16 protein-coding genes and 1 riboswitch are annotated in these 17,027 nt (G+C 52.4%); of the genes, 10 read left to right on the top strand and 6 right to left on the bottom strand.

The annotated features are described in order from the left end of the window. The first annotated feature begins 5 nt into the window (after window positions 1-5). From ESZ91_RS09150 to ESZ91_RS09130, 5 genes are all read left to right on the top strand, one after another. Window positions 6-1,031: an aldose epimerase family protein gene (locus ESZ91_RS09150; protein ID WP_129226500.1), complete on the top strand. Its 1,026-nt coding sequence runs from the start codon at window positions 6-8 to the stop codon at window positions 1,029-1,031. A gap of 12 nt (window positions 1,032-1,043) precedes the next feature. Next, window positions 1,044-1,580 (top strand): phosphodiesterase, encoded by a 537-nt coding sequence (gene yfcE, locus ESZ91_RS09145; RefSeq protein ID WP_129226498.1) that lies wholly within the window; start codon window positions 1,044-1,046, stop codon window positions 1,578-1,580. A gap of 119 nt (window positions 1,581-1,699) precedes the next feature. After that, window positions 1,700-2,680: a diaminopimelate dehydrogenase gene (locus ESZ91_RS09140; protein ID WP_129226496.1), complete on the top strand. Its 981-nt coding sequence runs from the start codon at window positions 1,700-1,702 to the stop codon at window positions 2,678-2,680. A 148-nt stretch (window positions 2,681-2,828) separates the two neighbouring features. Next, a riboswitch (ZMP/ZTP riboswitch) is annotated at window positions 2,829-2,909 on the top strand. A 55-nt stretch (window positions 2,910-2,964) separates the two neighbouring features. Beyond that, window positions 2,965-5,181 carry a formate C-acetyltransferase gene (gene pflB, locus ESZ91_RS09135; RefSeq protein ID WP_129226494.1) on the top strand — a complete coding sequence of 739 codons (2,217 nt, stop codon included), beginning with the start codon at window positions 2,965-2,967 and terminating at the stop codon, window positions 5,179-5,181. Continuing rightward, window positions 5,168-5,881 (top strand): radical SAM protein, encoded by a 714-nt coding sequence (locus ESZ91_RS09130; protein WP_129226492.1) that lies wholly within the window; start codon window positions 5,168-5,170, stop codon window positions 5,879-5,881. The genes pflB and ESZ91_RS09130 overlap by 14 nt, the downstream gene beginning before the upstream one ends. Window positions 5,882-6,068: 187 nt before the next feature. On the opposite strand, the gene ESZ91_RS09125 is transcribed toward ESZ91_RS09130, so the two are convergent. The 6 genes from ESZ91_RS09125 to rpsT form a co-directional block, all read right to left on the bottom strand. Then, on the bottom strand, window positions 6,069-6,920 hold the full coding sequence (locus tag ESZ91_RS09125) for an NAD(P)/FAD-dependent oxidoreductase (RefSeq protein WP_129226490.1): 852 nt from the start codon (window positions 6,918-6,920) through the stop codon (window positions 6,069-6,071). Window positions 6,921-6,955: 35 nt separating this feature from the next. Then, window positions 6,956-8,368, bottom strand: a complete 1,413-nt coding sequence (locus ESZ91_RS09120; RefSeq protein ID WP_129226488.1) for an ABC transporter substrate-binding protein — start codon at window positions 8,366-8,368, stop codon at window positions 6,956-6,958. Continuing rightward, complete coding sequence (locus ESZ91_RS09115) at window positions 8,365-9,159, bottom strand: ABC transporter permease (RefSeq protein ID WP_129226486.1); 795 nt, start codon at window positions 9,157-9,159, stop codon at window positions 8,365-8,367. The genes ESZ91_RS09120 and ESZ91_RS09115 overlap by 4 nt, the downstream gene beginning before the upstream one ends. Continuing rightward, complete coding sequence (locus ESZ91_RS09110) at window positions 9,153-9,959, bottom strand: ABC transporter permease (RefSeq protein ID WP_129226484.1); 807 nt, start codon at window positions 9,957-9,959, stop codon at window positions 9,153-9,155. Before ESZ91_RS09110 ends, ESZ91_RS09115 begins: the two co-directional genes overlap by 7 nt. Further along, entirely contained in the window at window positions 9,956-11,473 is a 1,518-nt protein-coding gene (locus tag ESZ91_RS09105; protein WP_129226482.1) for a polyamine ABC transporter ATP-binding protein, read from the bottom strand. The genes ESZ91_RS09110 and ESZ91_RS09105 overlap by 4 nt, the downstream gene beginning before the upstream one ends. A 154-nt stretch (window positions 11,474-11,627) precedes the next feature. Beyond that, window positions 11,628-11,900: a 30S ribosomal protein S20 gene (gene rpsT, locus ESZ91_RS09100; protein WP_129226480.1), complete on the bottom strand. Its 273-nt coding sequence runs from the start codon at window positions 11,898-11,900 to the stop codon at window positions 11,628-11,630. A 150-nt stretch (window positions 11,901-12,050) separates the two neighbouring features. Between rpsT and murI the strand changes: the two genes are divergently transcribed. The 5 genes from murI (at window position 12,051) to ESZ91_RS09075 (ending at window position 17,016) form a co-directional block, all read left to right on the top strand. After that, window positions 12,051-12,863 carry a glutamate racemase gene (gene murI / locus ESZ91_RS09095; protein ID WP_129226478.1) on the top strand — a complete coding sequence of 271 codons (813 nt, stop codon included), beginning with the start codon at window positions 12,051-12,053 and terminating at the stop codon, window positions 12,861-12,863. A gap of 152 nt (window positions 12,864-13,015) precedes the next feature. Further along, the gene (locus ESZ91_RS09090) at window positions 13,016-13,453 is read left to right on the top strand and encodes a division/cell wall cluster transcriptional repressor MraZ (RefSeq protein ID WP_161971121.1); all 438 of its coding nucleotides are present in this window, start codon (window positions 13,016-13,018) and stop codon (window positions 13,451-13,453) included. A 4-nt stretch (window positions 13,454-13,457) separates the two neighbouring features. After that, complete coding sequence (gene rsmH, locus ESZ91_RS09085) at window positions 13,458-14,393, top strand: 16S rRNA (cytosine(1402)-N(4))-methyltransferase RsmH (protein ID WP_177813921.1); 936 nt, start codon at window positions 13,458-13,460, stop codon at window positions 14,391-14,393. A gap of 26 nt (window positions 14,394-14,419) precedes the next feature. Next, window positions 14,420-15,190 (top strand): hypothetical protein, encoded by a 771-nt coding sequence (locus ESZ91_RS09080; RefSeq protein WP_129226472.1) that lies wholly within the window; start codon window positions 14,420-14,422, stop codon window positions 15,188-15,190. A 143-nt stretch (window positions 15,191-15,333) separates the two neighbouring features. After that, a complete protein-coding gene (locus ESZ91_RS09075; protein ID WP_236082740.1) occupies window positions 15,334-17,016 on the top strand; it encodes a peptidoglycan D,D-transpeptidase FtsI family protein in 1,683 nt (560 codons plus the stop codon). The last annotated feature ends 11 nt before the right edge of the window (window positions 17,017-17,027 follow it).

Below are 17,027 nucleotides of genomic sequence, written 5' to 3'. Positions count from 1 at the left end.
AATTTATGATCACGAGCGAAGCGTTTGGCAAAACGGCGGACGGGAGAGAAGTGCGCGCGTATGTTTTGCGCGACGGCGCAAACAGCGCGACCGTTCTGAATTACGGCGGTATCGTACAGAAACTGCTCGTTCAGGGGCGGGAGAACAAGACGTACAATGTCGTTCTGGGTTATGGCAGTCCGTCGGAATACGACGCGAACGGCGGCTATCTCGGCGCGTTCATCGGCCGCGTGGGCAACCGTATCGGCAAAGGGAAATTCACGCTCGACGGCAGGGAATATCGGTTGAACTGCAATGACGGAAAGAATCATCTGCACGGCGGGCACAAGGGATTCAACACGAAAATATTCGACGCCGAAACGGAAGGCGGCGTACTCGTGCTGTCGGGAACGAGCGCGGACGGCGAGGAGAATTACCCCGGAAATCTCCGCATGGAAGTGCGCTATTCCTTTGTAGGCGGCGAACTGAAAATCGAATATACAGCGGTTTCCGATCGGAAAACGCTGATCAATCTTACCAATCACACGTATTTCAATCTGGACGGCGAAGGCTCGGGCGATATTCTCGGGCATACTCTGTATATCGACGCCGACCGCGTGACGACCGCCGATCGGGAACTGATCCCGCACGGCGAATTCCGCGACGTGGAGGGTACGCCTTTCGATTTCCGCAAACCCAAAAAAGTGGGGAAAGACATCGGCTGTACCGACGACTGCGACATTGCCAACGGCGGCGGCTACGATATCAACTACGTGCTGAACAGGCGCGGCGAATATCGCAAAGTCGCGGAAATTGCGGGTGCGGAAAGCGGCGTCGCGATGGAGGTCTGCACGGATCTTCCTGGACTGCAATTCTATTCGGGAAATATGCTCGATACGGAAAAATATAAAAAGAGAACGGGTTTCTGTCTGGAAACGCAGTTTCTTCCCAACGCGGTCAACTGCCCTTCGTATGCCGCGCTCGGCAGTCCCGTCTACGATAAAGACCAAATCTATCATTCGGTCACGGCTTACAAATTTACTGTTCGGTAAAAGGCGGTTTCTATGAAAATACTCATCGCGTCGGATATTCACGGCTCGGAATTTTATTTACAAAAGTTGTTGCAAAGATTTGCCGAAGAAGGGGCAGAGCAGATGATACTTCTGGGCGATATCTATAATCACGGGCCGCGCAACCCACTGCCCGAAGGCTACCGCCCGCTCGGCGTGGCTGCTCTTTTGAATCCGCTCGCCGACCGCCTGACGGTCGTCAAAGGAAATTGCGACAGCGACGTGGATACGCTCATCTCCGATTTCGAGTTTGTGCCCGAAGCGCAGATCTATGCCGACGGCAAAAAGATATTTTTGCAGCACGGCGACAAATTCGATTTCGATCGGCTTCCGAAAAACTGCGGCGATGCGTTTGTGTTCGGCCATATCCATACGGGATTTATCCGCCGCAAGGGCGGCGTGCTGGTCGCGAACGCGGGCTCCGTATCTCTTCCCAAAAACGATACGCCGCGCTCGTATCTGATTTTGGAAAAGGGCGAACTTTCGCTCAAAGATTTCGACGGGAACGTGCTCGCGCGCGAACGGATATAATTGAAACGAAAGTCGGATATAAGTAAATCGAAACACGCGAAGGACGCCGTTGCTTGACAAAATTTGCCTTTCGGTGGTATATTGATGCAGGAAATAAACCGATCAAAAGGAGTTGTTTTATGGAAAAAATCAAAGTGGGCATCGTCGGGTACGGTAATCTGGGCAAGGGTGTGCAGTACGCGCTTTCCCAAAGCGAAGATATGGAAGCGGTGGCGGTATTCACCCGCCGCGATCCGAAGAGCGTGCGTACCGTCCTTCCCGTTGCAGTGGATGCCGTTGAAAATATACAAAATTACGTCGGTAAGATCGACGTCATGATCCTGTGCGGCGGCAGCGCTACCGATCTGCCCGTACAGTCTGTGGAAACCATCCGCGATTTCAATACGGTGGACAGTTTCGACACGCACGCCAAAGTGCCGCAGTATTTCGAGGCGCTCGACGAGGCGGGAAAACGTTCGGGCAAACTGGGCGCCATGAGTATCGGCTGGGATCCGGGCTTGTTTTCGCTCGCCCGCATTTATTTCGGTTCGGTCGCGCCCGATGGCAACACCTATACCTTTTGGGGCAAGGGGGTCAGCCAGGGACACAGCGACGCGATCCGCCGCATCGAGGGCGTGAAAGACGCCAAACAGTACACCGTGCCCGTGGAAAGCGCGCTCGCAAAAGTGCGCGGCTGCGAAAATCCCGTCTTTACGCCGCGGCAGATGCATACGCGCGTATGCTACGTGGTCGCCGAAGATGGCGCGGATCTTGCACGTATCGAGCAAGAGATCAAGACCATGCCCAACTATTTTGCCGATTACGATACGGAAGTGCATTTTGTTTCTCAGGCCGAGTTGAACGAAAAGCACGGAGGTATGCCTCATGGCGGGTTTGTACTCCGTTCCTGTAAATCCGCGAACGACAACGATTTTCTTTTGGAACTTTCTCTGAAACTGGAGAGCAATCCCGAGTTTACGTCGGGTGTGTTGGTCGCCTATGCGCGGGCGGTCGCGCGCATGAACCGCGAAGGGATTTCGGGCGCCGTCACCGCGTTCGATATAGCGCCCAAATATTTAAGCCCGTTGCCGTTTGACGAACAACGTAAAAAACTGCTTTAAAACCTGAGCGCCTCGATTTTTCGGGGCTCTTTTTATAAGGAAAATTCCCGAAAAAACTTCGGTGATTTCCTTGACAAAGAAGGGGCTTTGTATTATACTTTATATAGATAAAAAAATAAATGCGCACACAAGATGTAGTGTATAAAACGAATTTTTCCGCAACTGGTGGGTTTAGCAGGTCACTGCGTGGGAGCGGAAAAAATTTTTGTCGACCACCTGGGCAGTATCGATAGATCTGCGCGGGTTTTTTTATCCCAAAATTCATCCCAAAGAAGGAGCGTGCCATGCAAAAAGAGTTTCAACACGGAAAGTACGAAGAGGAGATCAATGTAAGGGATTTTATTCAGACGAATTATACGCCTTATACGGGCGACGCGGCGTTTTTGGCAAAACCCACCGCGCGCACGAATCAAATGATGGAAAAAGTCAACGCGCTTTTGAAAGCGGAAAGCGAGAAAGGCGGCGTGCTCGACGTAGATACCGAAAGGGTATCTTCGCTTTTATCCTATCCCGCGGGCTATATCGACCGCGAAAACGAACTGATCGTCGGTTTGCAGACGGACGAACCCTTAAAGCGCGGAGTCAATCCCTTCGGCGGGATCCGCATGGCGCGGCAGGCGTGTGAAGCGTACGGCTACAAATTGTCCGACCTCATCGAAACGGAATTCAAATACAAGACCACGCATAACGACGGCGTCTTTCACGTCTATACCGACGAAATGCGCGCCGCCCGCCACGCGGGGCTAATCACGGGACTTCCCGATGCGTACGGCCGCGGGCGCATTATCGGGGATTACAGGCGCGTCGCTCTCTACGGTGTGGATAAACTCATCGAGGAAAAGGAAAAAGACCGGAAACTGTACGGCAAAAAGTTGATGGATGAGAACAATATCCGCGCTTTGGAGGAACTTTACAAACAAATCGAATTTCTCGGTCAGTTGAAAAAAATGGCAAGTCTGTACGGCTTCGATATTTCCCGTCCCGCGCAAAATGCGAAAGAGGCGATCCAATGGACGTATTTCGGCTATCTCGCCGCCATCAAGGAGCAGAACGGCGCGGCGATGAGCCTGGGGCGCGTGAGCACTTTCTTCGATATTTATATCGAGCGCGACATCGCCGCGGGGATTCTGGACGAAGAGGGGGCGCAGGAGATCATCGACGATTTCGTCATCAAACTGCGCATTACGCGGCAACTGCGTACGCCCGAATACAACGATCTGTTCGGCGGCGATCCCACCTGGACGACGGAGAGCGTGGGCGGCATGGGGGAAGACGGCAGGACGCTCGTCACGAAAACTTCTTTCAGGATCCTCAACACGCTGTATACGCTGGGCGCCGCGCCCGAACCCAATCTCACGGTGCTCTGGTCGGAAAACCTGCCGCAGCCTTTTAAAAATTTCTGCGCCAAAGTTTCCATCGACACCGATTCCATTCAGTATGAAAACGACGACGTGATGCGCCCGCTCTACGGCGACGATTACGGCATCGCCTGCTGCGTATCCGCTATGAAGATCGGGAAACAGATGCAGTTTTTCGGCGCGCGCGTCAACCTCGCTAAACTTTTGCTTTTGACGCTCAACGGCGGCCGCGACGAGAAGACGGGCAAACAGATCGCGCCCGCGGGCGAACGATTCGAGGGCCCGCTCGATTATGAAAAAGTGTGGAAAGCATTCCGTACATACGAGAGTTGGATGTGCGATCTGTACGTAAATATTCTGAACGTCATTCACTATATGCACGACAAGTACGCCTATGAAAAAATTCAGATGGCGCTGCACGATACCGAAGTGGAGCGTTTTCTTGCCTGCGGCGTGGCGGGACTTTCGGTCATCACGGATTCGCTTTCCGCCATCAAATACGCGAAAGTGACGCCTGTGTACAACGACGAGGGATTGATCTACGACTTTAAGATCGAGGGTGAATTCCCCAAATACGGCAATGACGACGATGCGGTGGACGATATTGCGGTGGAAATTCTGAAAAGTTTTTCCTCGCAACTCAAAAAGACGCCCGCTTACCGCAATGCTCTGCACACGCTTTCCGTGTTGACTATCACTTCCAACGTGGTCTACGGCAAAAAGACGGGGGCGACGCCCGACGGAAGAGCGGCCGACGAACCTTTCGCGCCCGGTGCGAATCCCATGCATAACCGCGATCTGAGCGGCGCGCTGGCGTCTTTGAATTCGGTCGCGAAACTGCCTTACGAAACGTGCCGCGACGGTATTTCCAATACTTTTTCCATCGTGCCTTCCGCGCTCGGCAAAAACCGCGAGGAGCGCGCGGAGAATTTGTGTGATCTGCTGGACGGATATTTCGGGCAGGGGGCGCACCATCTCAACGTAAATGTGTTCGACCGCGCGAAACTTGTGGCTGCCATGGAGCATCCCGAACTGTATCCCAACGTCACCATCCGCGTTTCGGGGTATGCGGTCAATTTCCACAAACTGTCCAAAGCGCACCAGTTGGAAGTTTTAAAACGTACGTATCATGAAAGAGTATAAAAACGCCCCGTCCGAGCAAAACTCGGGCGGGGAATTCGGTTATATCGATTCAATTTACAGCGGCTCGGGCGTGGACGGCAAGGGACTTCGCGTGGTCGTATTCTTTTCCGGCTGTAATCTTCGCTGTCCGTTCTGCCATAATCCCGAAACGCTTTTCGGGCAGGGAACGCGCACGGGCGTGTCAGCGCTCGTGCAGAAGATACTCCGCTATAAACCGTATCTGAAACGGGGCGGCGTTACTTTATCGGGGGGAGAGCCTTTCCTGCAAAAAGATTTTGCGATTGCCGTCATACGGGCGCTCGCGGAACACGGCGTTCCCGTATGTATCGAAACCAACGGTCAGATCGCCGATGCGGAATTGATCGCGGCTGCGGAATATATCATCTGCGACGTCAAAAATCAGGAGAATGCAGACCTTTCCGCTTATGACGCTTTTCTTTCCGTCTGCGATGCGTTGGGGGCGAGGGTAGAGTTGACTAATGTTTTAGTCCCTTCGAAAAACGATTCCGAAGCCGCGCTCTTTGCTCTTCAAAAATTATACCGTTCCCATCGCGTCAGCGAGGGGATTCGCTTTCTGCCTTTTCGGAAATTGTGTCTGGAAAAGTATGAAAAAATAAAAATGCAATTTCCTTATTTCGATGTGAATGAGGCGGAAGAAGAGGATATTTTGTATGCGGAAAAGTACATTTCAGGCATTTAAACAGTACTATGTGTGACATAATTCGCGATTGGTCGTTATTTGTTTATACCGTTAAATACTTGACATAAACTCTAAAACGTGTTATACTGAGATCAATCAAATTGAGAAAACAAACGCGTAAATATGGGGCGCGATTTGATTTTGATAAAACGGCGACAGTGTTTTCACTGCCGCCGTTTTGTAATGTTTAATTCTTTTTCAGATATTGGATCGCCTGCGTGCCTGCAAGCATTCCGTCGTATACCGCTTTGGCGATCTGCTGTAAGCCTTTCACGCAGTCGCCCGCCGCGTATACGCCGGGGATGTTGGTGGCGCGCTTGTCGTCGGTCACGATCTTGTTGCCGTCGATCTCCAGGCCCAGTTTCTTGGCAAGTTCGAAAGCGCCCGCCGAGCCGCACGCGACAAACACGCCGTCGTACTTTTCGCGCGTGCCGTCTTCGAACACGACTTCTTCGAGTTTTTCGCCCCCTTCGAACGATTTGATCTTTTTATCGGTAAAGGGGAGGGAGTCGAACGAGGGCTGTTCGCCGTCGGTGAGAATGGTCACGTCGTCGATGATATTTTTCAGAACGCCGTATTCGCTCTTGGCGTATCCCGCGTTGCCGATGACGCCCACCTTTTTTTTGCGGAAGAAAAACCCGTCGCAGATTGCGCAGTAACTCACGCCGCGGCCCTCGAATTTTTCAATGTTTTCGATGGGCGGCACGTTGCGCGAAGTGCCGCAGGCGAGTACGACGGCGTTCGCTTCCAGATCTTTCGAAAGCGTCTTGACGGCAAATCCGCTTTCCGCGAACTCGACGCCGACCACTTCGTCGGTCACGAACTGAACGCCCAGCGTCCGCGCCTGGTTTTCGCCGTCCTCCAACAGTTTTCGCGCGGAGATACCGCCGTCGAATCCGTAATAATTGTCTATCTTATCCGCCTTTTGCAGCGCGCCTCCGTCCTTGGCAACGATCGTCACGTCCAGGCCGCCTCTGACGGCGTATAGCGCCGCGGAAATGCCCGCGGGGCCCTTGCCTATGATTACCAGTTTTTTCATGTTATACCCCCGTTTTTGTGCGGCCGGCGCGATCGTCAGCCTTCTTTGAGAATACGGTAGCCTTTCTTGGGCTTGTGCCCTGAAGATTTGCCTTTATAGAGATAGGAGAGCGCGATGCCCGCGGCGATCGCCGCGATCGCGATGATCACGATATACGCCCACAAGGGGATGGGCACGCCCTTGACTTCTTCCCACATTTCGTTGACGGCGGCGTTAGTCTCGTCGTCGAAGTATTGCATGACGGCGCAGCGCTCGATCACCTCAACGGTAGGGTACTGCGCGGAGATCTGGCGGTCCAGGTCCTCTGCTTTTACAGAAATACTTTTATTTTCTCCGAAAAAGTAACTCAGATCGTAGGGGACCGTGTCCGCGCCTTCGGCGCCGTAATTTTCCTGTACCCATTCGAATACTTCGTCGCCCGCAATGGCGCTCGAATATCCGATGAAATTCATGTTGCATACGGCGTTTTCGGGGCGGGAAATAAAGTTGATGAACTTTTCCGCGAGTTCTCTGTTCGCGCCTTTGGGCATCACCCAGCCGTCGAACCAGATATTGCTGCATTCGGAGGGGATCGAGTAATTCAAAAATCGGTCGCCTTCTTCTCCTTCGTTCATTGCGGTGACCGCGTCGCCGCTCCATGCGAAATTGATGTTGATCTTGCCCGACGCCGCGTCCAGTTTGCCGCTGTCCACTTCGAATCCGTATAAATTATCTTTGAGTGCGATGAGTTGTTTTTTGACCGCGTCCAACGTGTCTTCGTCCGTGCGGTTCATGATCTCGGTAAGTTTCGCGTTATATTCTTCCGCGCCCATCTTCCCTGCGGCAAAATCTGCGGCAAGCGCGTCGAGTTCGTCTTTCGCAACGTAGGCGAGCCCCAGAAAATAGGAATCGCGCACGCTGTCCTTGATCGTGGACTGGTTGGCGTATTTGTCCATCCACAGCGCGCCCCAGGAAGAAACGTCCTCCTTGTCCACGTATTCGGGATTGTATACGAAGCCCATCGTGCCCCACATATATGCGGCGGCGTAATCCGACCAACCGTTTTTTTCGAACAGTTCCTGCAGATAGGGCGAAGCGTACGTGCGATACTCGCCGTTTTGAAACCCGTCGGAAAAAGGTTCGACCATGTCTTCCTTGATCATGCGCATGATCATGTAGTCGGAAGGGCACACGAGATCGTAGCCCGTGGCGTTGATCTTCAATTCGTTGTACATATTTTCGTTGGTGCCGAAAGTGGAGTATTCCACAACGACGCCGTACTCTTTTTCGAATGCGGAGATAAGATCTTTCAATCCGCTTTCCTCGTCGTCCTCGTCGGAAATGTAATCTTCCCAGTTGTACACTTTGAGTACTTCTTTTCCTTTTTTCGGGGAACACCCCGCAAAGCAGGCGACTGCGGCGAGCATCATAAAACAGAGAAAGAGACTGATAAACCGTTTTGCGATCATAGCCCTTTGCCCTCCTTTTTGCGGCTGGCGCGCAGGTTGATGACGAGCACGGCGGCGATCATTACGACGAAGATGAGCGCCGACAGCGCGCGCAGCGCGGGCGTGGAACTGTTGGTGCCGTTGCGCACTGCGTTATAGACGTAGGTGCTGATGGTGTCGAACGTCTTGGGCTTTGTGAACGCCGTCACGATATAATCGTCGAGCGAGAGGGTAATCGAGAGCATGAACCCCGAAAGGATGCCCGAAAAAATCTGCGGAATGACGATTTTGAACAGGGCGCGGCTGGGGGAGGCGCCGAGATCGAGCGCCGCCTCATACGTGTTCGGATCCATCTGTTTGAGTTTGGGCAGAACGGACAAAACCACGAAAGGAGTGCACAGCACCATGTGCCCGATGAGCAAAGAAAAATACGTGCGGTACAGCGCGATCATGGAAAAGAGGAGCGCGAGCGAAATGGCGGTCACGATCTCGGCGTTGATGACGGGGATCTGCGAAACGCCCTCGATGGGTTTTGAAACTTTCTTTTTGCTGTAAAAGATGCCGATGGCGCCCGCCGTACCGAGAACGGTTGCGAGCACTGCCGCCGCTAAGGCGAGCCATACGGTATTGAACAGTATGCCCATGATCTCGGCGTTTTTAAACAGTTGGCGGTATAAATCGAGCGAAAAGCCCGTCCATTGCCCGATGATCTTCGAGGCGGTGAAACTGTACACGACCAAAAGAAGGATAGGGGCGTAAATGAATACGAGCACCAGCGCGCAGAACGCGACGGAAAGAATTTTCTTTACCATAAATGGGCCCCCCTCGCGTCTTTCTGTCCGTTGGAGCGGAACCCGCCCGTCAGCGCCATGGTGATGAATATGAGTATGAGCAAAATAATGGAGATCATCGAGCCCATATGCCAGTTGTTATAAGTGGTGAAGTATTCGTCGATGAGTTTTCCCAGAATGGTGATATTGAAATTGCTGAGTGTGTCGCTGATGACGTAGTTGGTCATGCTCGGCATAAAGACCATGGTGATGCCGCTGATGACGCCGGGCATGGAGAGGGGAAAGGTCACTTTCGTGAACACGGTAAAGGCGTTTCCGCCCAGATCGGACGCCGCCTCCATCAGGCTGGTATCGAGTTTTTCCAGCGTCGTGTACAGGGGCAGGATCATAAAGGGCAGAAAGTCGTAGACCATGCCGATGATCGTATTCAGATAATTTTGCGTACCCAGAAGTCCCACCCAATCCAGAAGTTCGCGCAGCGCCGTGATGCGGAGCACGAAATTGATCCACATGGGCAGAATGAACAGCATCAAAAGCACGTTTTTGCGCTTGAACTTGCTGCGTGCCAGAAGGTAGGCGACGGGATAGGCGATGACGAGGCAGAACGCCGTCGTGATGATGGCGATGGTAAAACTCATCAGAAGCGTGCTCAGTTTTGCCGTACTCGTGAAAAAGTTCAGAAAATTTTCAAACGTGAACCGCCCGTCCGTGCCCGTAAAGGCGTAAAACAGAATGAGCAGCATGGGCACGATGACGAAAAGCGCGAGAAACACTGCGTAGGGAATGCACAGTTGTTTTCTGGAAAATTGTATCTTTGTCATTTAACTGCCGCCTCCTCTTTGAGTTTCAAACGGATCTTTTCGGGCGGGATCTTCACGCTCACGTAGTCGTTTTCGTTCCAGAGATCTTCGGTATCGAACACGTAGTCTTCCTCGTTCTCCTCGGTGCGCACGATCAACTGATAGTGGTCGCCCTTATAGATGATGGAAACGATGTGCCCGCGCGCGCCGCCTTCGTCCGCATTGTCGCTGATCTCGATATCGCCAAGCCCCACTTCGACGGTCACGTCCACGTCGGTCAGATCCAGTTTTTCGCCCGCGGCGGTCACGAGGTAGCCTTCCTCGTCCATATGCGACGCGGGATACAACTGCGTGAGGTCGCAGTCGAATTCGCCGTCGCCGAACACGACCGTGTTTTTCTTGGTGATGTAGCCGTCGTATTTATTGGAAGAAAACTCCTTCTTCATGATGTGAATGTCGTCGGGCGCGATATTCATGCCGATGATTTCGCCCACGGTACGGCTCTCGGTGCTCTGGATGATGAGTTCGGTCTTTCCCACTTTTACCGTGATCTCGTAGTGCACGCCCTTGAATACGACGCCGATTACTTTTCCCTGGATCATGCCGTTCTCGGGATCGGTCATGCGGATATCTTCGGGGCGCACGACCACGTCTACTTTTTCATTGCGGGCGAAGTCGTCCACGCACGCGAAATTACGGTTGCAGAAACGCACCGTAAGGTTTTGCACCATGGTGCCGCTCAGAATGTTGCTGTCGCCGATAAAGTCCGCGACGAAGGCGTTGGCGGGCTCGTTGTAAATGTCGGTGGGGGTGCCGATCTGTTGGATGCAGCCGTCCTTCATGACGACGATGGTGTCGCTCATGGTGAGCGCCTCCTCCTGGTCGTGCGTCACGTAGATGAAGGTGATGCCCAGTTTTTTATGCATGGCTTTCAGCTCGATCTGCATTTCCTTGCGCATTTTCAAGTCGAGCGCGCCGAGCGGCTCGTCCAACAGCAAAATCTCGGGCTCGTTGACGATGGCGCGGGCGATCGCCACGCGCTGCTGCTGCCCGCCCGACAGGGTGGATACGCTGCGCTTTTCGAACCCTTCGAGGTCTACGACCGCAAGCGCGTTTTTCACCTTTTCATCGATCTCTTTGCGGGTGAGTTTCTGCAATTTCGTATAACTTTCGCCCGCATCGTTCACGTAGGTGACGGGCGTTTTTTTCAGTTTCAGCCCGAACGCGATATTGTCATAAATATTATAATGAGGAAAGAGCGCGTATCGCTGGAATACGGTATTGACGGGCCGCTTGTTGGGGGGGAGATCGGTGATGTCCTTTCCGTTCAAGAGGATCTTTCCCGAAGAGGGGAGATCGAAGCCCGCGATCATGCGCAGCGTCGTGGTTTTGCCGCAGCCCGACGGGCCTAAAAAAGTGATGAATTCTCCCTTTCGCACGTACAGGCTGACGTTATCCACGGCCACCGTTTCCGAAAACACCTTGGAAACGTTCACGATCTCGATGATCTTTTCGTCTTTGCTCAATTTTTTCATATCCTTATCCTGCCGTATTTTATTGACTTATTATATAGTAAAAGAGGGAAAAAAACAATTACTTTTTCCCTCTTTTGCGCAGATTTGAAAAATTTTTACATAACGAAAAGGCATAGCCTTCCGACTACGCCTTCTGACAATCTTTTTTGAACGTTTACGCCTTCGCTTTCAAAGCGTTGAGGTTCTTTGCCAAAGCGGATTTTTTGTTCGCCGCGTTGTTCTTATGCAGGATTCCCTTGGAAACGGCGGAATCGATCACCGAAACGGTTTCGGGCAGCAATTTTTCGGCTGCGGCAACGTCGCCGCTTGCCAGCGCGTCGTTATATTTGCGAATCGCGGTCTTGACCGTGGATTTGACCATCCTGTTCTCCAAATTTTTCTTTTCGTTGACGACCACGCGTTTTTTAGCAGATTTAATGTTAGGCACTTTTTTTCTCCTTTCAATAAAGATCGATAAATTCTTTAGCTATTTTATCATAAAAAAAAACGCTTGTAAACTGTTTTTGCTTGAAAAACAGGAATTATTTGCGGCTTTTGCCAATATATTTTCAAGAGAACGAAGAGGAGGCGCGGCGATATGGAGCCTGGTTATATAGCGTTTTTCGACAGCGGCATCGGGGGGCTGACGCTCCTGAAAGAATGCGCGCAGCAACTCGCGGGGGAAAGTTTTCTCTACTTCGGCGACAACGCGAACGCGCCGTATGGCAATAAAAGTCCCGAAGAGATCGAACGGCTGACGCTTACGGCGTTCGGATATCTTTCGCGTTTTCCGCTCAAAGCGGCGGTGCTCGCCTGCAACACGGTCACGGCGGAATGCGCCGCCGCGCTGCGCGCGCGCTGTCCCTTTCCCGTTTTGGGCGTGGAGCCCGCGCTCAAACCCGCGGCAAAGGCGTGCAAGAACGTGTTGGTACTCGCCACCCGCGCCACGCTTTCGAGCAAAAAGTTCCGCGCGCTCGCCGAAAGCGTTTCCGGCGCCTGCCGCTTTACCTTTTACTGCCCGCGGGATCTGGCGGGCGAGATCGAAAACAACATTTTCGATCTTTCGAAGGTCGATCTTTCCCGCCATCTGCCGGAAGGGGAACAGCATTTCGACGGCGCAGTGCTCGGCTGCACGCACTATATTTTTCTGAAAGAGCAGATTGCAGCGCGCCTTAGATGCCCCGTTTTCGACGGAAATGCAGGGACGGCCGACCACTTATCGAAAATCCTCGGAAAAATCGGGCAAAAAGAGAAGAGTGGATACGGTGGTTTATCGATAAATGCGGTAAAACAGGAGGAATCTCTGTTCGACAAAATGGCAATAAATGGCGATTTTTGCCGTAAAAACGCGGTTTTTTTCGTCGGAAACGCCGCTTTTAAAAATAAAACCGTGTTTTTTGCCCGTTTATAATGCGAACATTTGTTCGTAAAACATAAATTTGCGTGTAAAAGGGGGATTCTTCCCCTTTTTTTATGAATTTTTTTGAAAAAAGTGAGCAAAGGTGGTTGACAGTGGTCAAAAGTGGTGGTATAATAAATTCATCAAACAGCGGGGGTACTCTGATGTATTCTTTCAACGGGCGCTTCAACCATCAGTTGGACGCGAAAAACCGAATAAGAATACCGGCGAAATTCAAAGCCGACCTCGGCACCGATTACAAATTCGCATTCGGTCCGAACAAGAGTATCTATGTAATGCCTTTTTCCGAGTATCGGAAGATTCTGGACAGTTTCGGCGACGTATCTTATTTCGACGATGAAATGCAGGAGGCGATCTCCGATTTCACCGCGATGGTGTACGACGTGACGGAGGACAACCAGGGCAGGGTGGTCATTCCGGGCGAACTCAAAGACTTTGCGGAAATCGACAAGGACATCGTCATCACTGGCGCGGCTTCTTTTCTTCGTATCGAGTCGCTCAAAAACTTTGAGGAGCGGAATAAGCACAAGGACGTCAAGAGCGTGTTTGCAAAACTCAAAGCCTTGAAGACGGACAACTGATATGCTGGAATTTGCGCATAAGCCCGTTATGCTCGAAGAATGCATGGCGGGGCTGGATATAAAGAGCGGCGGCGTTTATTTCGACGGCACGCTCGGCGGCGGCGGGCATTCCTATGAAATTCTCAGACGCAGCGCGCCCGACGGACGTTTGATCGCTACCGATCTGGACGACTTTGCGATCGCGGCGGCGGGGGAGAAACTCAAAGAATTCGGCAATCGTTTCCGCATTTTCAAGAGCAACTACAAAGATTACGAAAGAGTATTGGAAGAGGCAAACGTTTCCGAACTCGACGGAGTCCTTCTGGATTTCGGCGTTTCCAGTTTTCAGTTGGACGAAGAAACGCGCGGCTTTTCCTACATGAAGAAAAACGCGCCTCTCGATATGCGCATGGATCCCGAAGCGGCGCTCTCGGCAAGAGAGGTCGTAAACGGATATTCCGAACAGTCGTTGTATGAAATTCTGCGCGATTACGGCGAAGAAAAATTTGCGAAAAAGATCGCTTTCAATCTCGTAAAGGAAAGGGAGCGGGCGCCCGTGGAAACGGCGGGGCGGCTCGTAGAGATCGTCGAAAAGAGCATTCCCGCAAAATTCAAGCAGAACGGCCCGTGCGCGAGAAAAACTTTTCAGGCGATCCGCATCGAAGTCAACGGCGAGTTGGACAAGTTGTCCGAAACCGTCAAGGGGCTCGCGAGAAAATTGAAAAAGGGCGGCAGGATCTGCATCCTCACTTTCCATTCGTTAGAGGACCGCATCGTCAAGAACGCCTTCCGCGATCTGGAAACGGACTGCGTGTGCGATAAAAGTTTACCCGTCTGCGTTTGCGGAAAAAAACGCGAGATCGTTTCGATCGGCAGAAAGCCGCTCGTTGCGGGCGAAGAAGAACAGAAAAATAATTCGCGTTCCAAATGCGCAAAATTGCGCATAGCCGAACGGGTCTGAGAATATATATAAGGAGAAGGGACAAGATGGCAACGTTGTTTCCGACATTAGAAAGAGAAAATACACAGGAAAAATTCGAACAGGAAAGTTCTTTAAAAGCATACGGAAAATTGAGCGGAAGGGACGAGTCTGCCGCTTTGACGGAAGACGAAAAAGCCATGCGTTTCAACTCTCAGATCAGCGACAACTATCAGAAACTGATCAATCCCGAATATAAGAGAGAAGAAGAGGTCGTCGCGGAGAGCGCGGCCGAGGCGCCCGTATTCGAACCAATTTTCGAGCACCAGCGCGTGACCGAAGATCTGTTCCGCGCGGACTCCGTTTACAACGCTCCCAAGAGAAGTTTTGCCGAGATCCCCGCGGCTTCTTACGCCGAGCCGGTCTATGCGCCCGAAACGTACGCCGAGCCCGAGCAGAATACGTATGCTCCCGAACAGCAGGCGTTCGTGGCGGAAGCCGATCTCATGCCTACCGCCACTACAATTCAATATCAGAACAATCTTTACAGAGAGGAACAGCAGGAACGCGTCGAAAACAAAAAGTCCTATTCCATGACCGCGAAAGGCAAAGTTTTGATGCTCGTCTATTCGTTGGCAGTCATGGTCATCCTCGCGCTCATCATCATCAACACGAGCGTGTTGAAGACGTTGGACAGCGACGCGGCAGCCAAGCGCGAAGCGCTCAACGCCGCGATGACCGAGTACGCGCAGGTACAGGAAAAGATAGACGAACTCACTTCCGCTGATTCGATCATCCAGCGCGCCGAGGACGAATTCGGCATGGTCATGGGCGATTGAAAAACGTTGAAACGACAGCCTCCGACGAGTGTTCGCTTGTTGGAGGCTGATTTTTTTAATAAACCGAAGAGGTGACTGTTATCCGAAAGTACAATTCCGAATATTCCGCAACGATTTTACGAAAGAGGTTATTTGCCGTGTTTATGGCGATAGCCTTTCTTTTTTTGTTGATTTTTTCCCGATTTTTCTATATCCAGGTCATCTGGAGCGACGAATTGAAAAATCTTGCCTCCGATCAGTGGACGCGCGAGATCCCCGTCGTCGCCGAGCGCGGTTCCATCACCGACCGGAACGGCACGGTGCTCGCGGGCAACGTGACTTCTTACAGCGTGTTCGCCCGCCCCAACGCCGTATCCGACAAACCTTACGCGGCGGAAGTCCTTTCTTCCATCTTTTCTTTGGACAAAGACGCGTTCCTCACCAAACTCACCACCACGGCGGTTTCCGAACTGACGGTCGCCAAGCACGTGGATAAGAGTTTGGTGGAGGAACTGGAAAAATTCGATTTGGCGGGCGTATACTATGCCCGCGACAATACGCGCACTTATCCCTATGCCGATCTTTTATGCCAGGTGCTCGGCTTCACTTCGACGGACAATTCGGGATTGACGGGGTTGGAAAAATATTACGACAAATATCTCGCGGGCACTAGCGGCAAAGTGCTGTACGAAACCGACCTCGTGGGCAAGGAACTGGAAAAGGGGACCATGTATTACGTTCCCGCCACCGACGGGCTGAACGTCAAGACGACCATCGATTACGAGATACAGGCGATCGCGGAGAGCGCCATGGCGGACGCATTCGAAACCTATTCGCCCGCCTCCGCGCAGTGCATCGTGCTCGATCCCTCCACGTTCGAGGTGCTCGCAATGGTCAACTATCCGGGATACGACCTCAACGACGTGCCGAGAGATGACAACGATCTTTTGAACGCGCTTTCCAGAAATAATCTCGTCAGCGATATTTACGAGCCTGGCTCGACGTTCAAGATCGTGACCGCCGCGATCAACGTGGAAGAAAACCTGCGCGGCAATTCGAACGCTTTTTCCCTCAAACACGTGTTCAACAGCAGCCGCACCCGCACGGTAGACGGCACGACCATCAAGTGTTGGAGCAATCACGCCAACGGAAAGCATTCCAACCAGACGCTCGCGGAGGCACTCAACAACAGTTGCAACCCCTGTTTCGTGGATATCGCGCTCTCCATCGGCACGGAAACTTTTTACGATTATCTGGAAAAATTCAATTTCGGCAAGTCTACGGGACTGGATTTTTCGGGCGAAGCGCAGGGCATGCTTCTCACCGAGAGCGCGGTGCGCGACTGCGATCTGGCGCGTATCGGTTTCGGACAGACCATAGCGGTCAGCGCCTTGCAACTCGCCTGTGCGGGCGCGGCGGTCGTCAACGGCGGCTACTATTACCGGCCTTCGCTCGTCAAAGAAATTTCTTCCAAGGACAACAATATCCGCGAGGTGTTCTCGCCCGTGCTCAAAAACCGCACCGTCAGCGAAGAGGCGTCACGCATTACCGCGTCGCTTTTAGAAGGCGTGGTCGCAAAGGGGAGCGGAAACAAAGCGTATATCGAGGGCTACCGCGTGGGCGGCAAGACGGGTACCGCGCAGAAATACGAAAACGGCGTGATCGCGTCGGGCAAATACGTCTCTTCCTTTTTAGGATTTTTCCCCGCCGACGACCCGCAGTATCTCGCGCTCATCATCGTGGACGAACCGCAGGGCGCCTATTACGGCAGCGTGGTGGCGGCTCCCTATGCGAAGACGATTTTCCAAGGCATCATCGATGTAAAGGGGCTTGCCCCCTTCGAATAAAGGAGTTTGAT

It is taken from the genome of Candidatus Borkfalkia ceftriaxoniphila (genome assembly GCF_004134775.1).
GTDB lineage: Bacteria > Bacillota > Clostridia > Christensenellales > Borkfalkiaceae > Borkfalkia > Borkfalkia ceftriaxoniphila.
Note: the sequence above shows the minus strand (reverse complement) of the source record. Positions and strands in the feature narration are given on the sequence as shown.

What these genes read in the sequence shown, in the direction of transcription:
- yfcE (WP_129226498.1), top strand. Translation starts at nt 1,044, where the DNA reads ATGAAAATACTCATCGCGTCGGATATTCACGGCTCGGAATTTTATTTA.
- ESZ91_RS09120 (WP_129226488.1), bottom strand. Translation starts at nt 8,368, where the DNA reads ATGATCGCAAAACGGTTTATCAGTCTCTTTCTCTGTTTTATGATGCTC.
- ESZ91_RS09125 (WP_129226490.1), bottom strand. Translation starts at nt 6,920, where the DNA reads ATGAAAAAACTGGTAATCATAGGCAAGGGCCCCGCGGGCATTTCCGCG.
- ESZ91_RS09105 (WP_129226482.1), bottom strand. Translation starts at nt 11,473, where the DNA reads ATGAAAAAATTGAGCAAAGACGAAAAGATCATCGAGATCGTGAACGTT.
- ESZ91_RS09090 (WP_161971121.1), top strand. Translation starts at nt 13,016, where the DNA reads ATGTATTCTTTCAACGGGCGCTTCAACCATCAGTTGGACGCGAAAAAC.
- pflB (WP_129226494.1), top strand. Translation starts at nt 2,965, where the DNA reads ATGCAAAAAGAGTTTCAACACGGAAAGTACGAAGAGGAGATCAATGTA.
- ESZ91_RS09075 (WP_236082740.1), top strand. Translation starts at nt 15,334, where the DNA reads ATGGCGATAGCCTTTCTTTTTTTGTTGATTTTTTCCCGATTTTTCTAT.
- ESZ91_RS09080 (WP_129226472.1), top strand. Translation starts at nt 14,420, where the DNA reads ATGGCAACGTTGTTTCCGACATTAGAAAGAGAAAATACACAGGAAAAA.
- ESZ91_RS09110 (WP_129226484.1), bottom strand. Translation starts at nt 9,959, where the DNA reads ATGACAAAGATACAATTTTCCAGAAAACAACTGTGCATTCCCTACGCA.
- ESZ91_RS09130 (WP_129226492.1), top strand. Translation starts at nt 5,168, where the DNA reads ATGAAAGAGTATAAAAACGCCCCGTCCGAGCAAAACTCGGGCGGGGAA.
- murI (WP_129226478.1), top strand. Translation starts at nt 12,051, where the DNA reads ATGGAGCCTGGTTATATAGCGTTTTTCGACAGCGGCATCGGGGGGCTG.
- ESZ91_RS09140 (WP_129226496.1), top strand. Translation starts at nt 1,700, where the DNA reads ATGGAAAAAATCAAAGTGGGCATCGTCGGGTACGGTAATCTGGGCAAG.
- ESZ91_RS09150 (WP_129226500.1), top strand. Translation starts at nt 6, where the DNA reads ATGATCACGAGCGAAGCGTTTGGCAAAACGGCGGACGGGAGAGAAGTG.
- ESZ91_RS09115 (WP_129226486.1), bottom strand. Translation starts at nt 9,159, where the DNA reads ATGGTAAAGAAAATTCTTTCCGTCGCGTTCTGCGCGCTGGTGCTCGTA.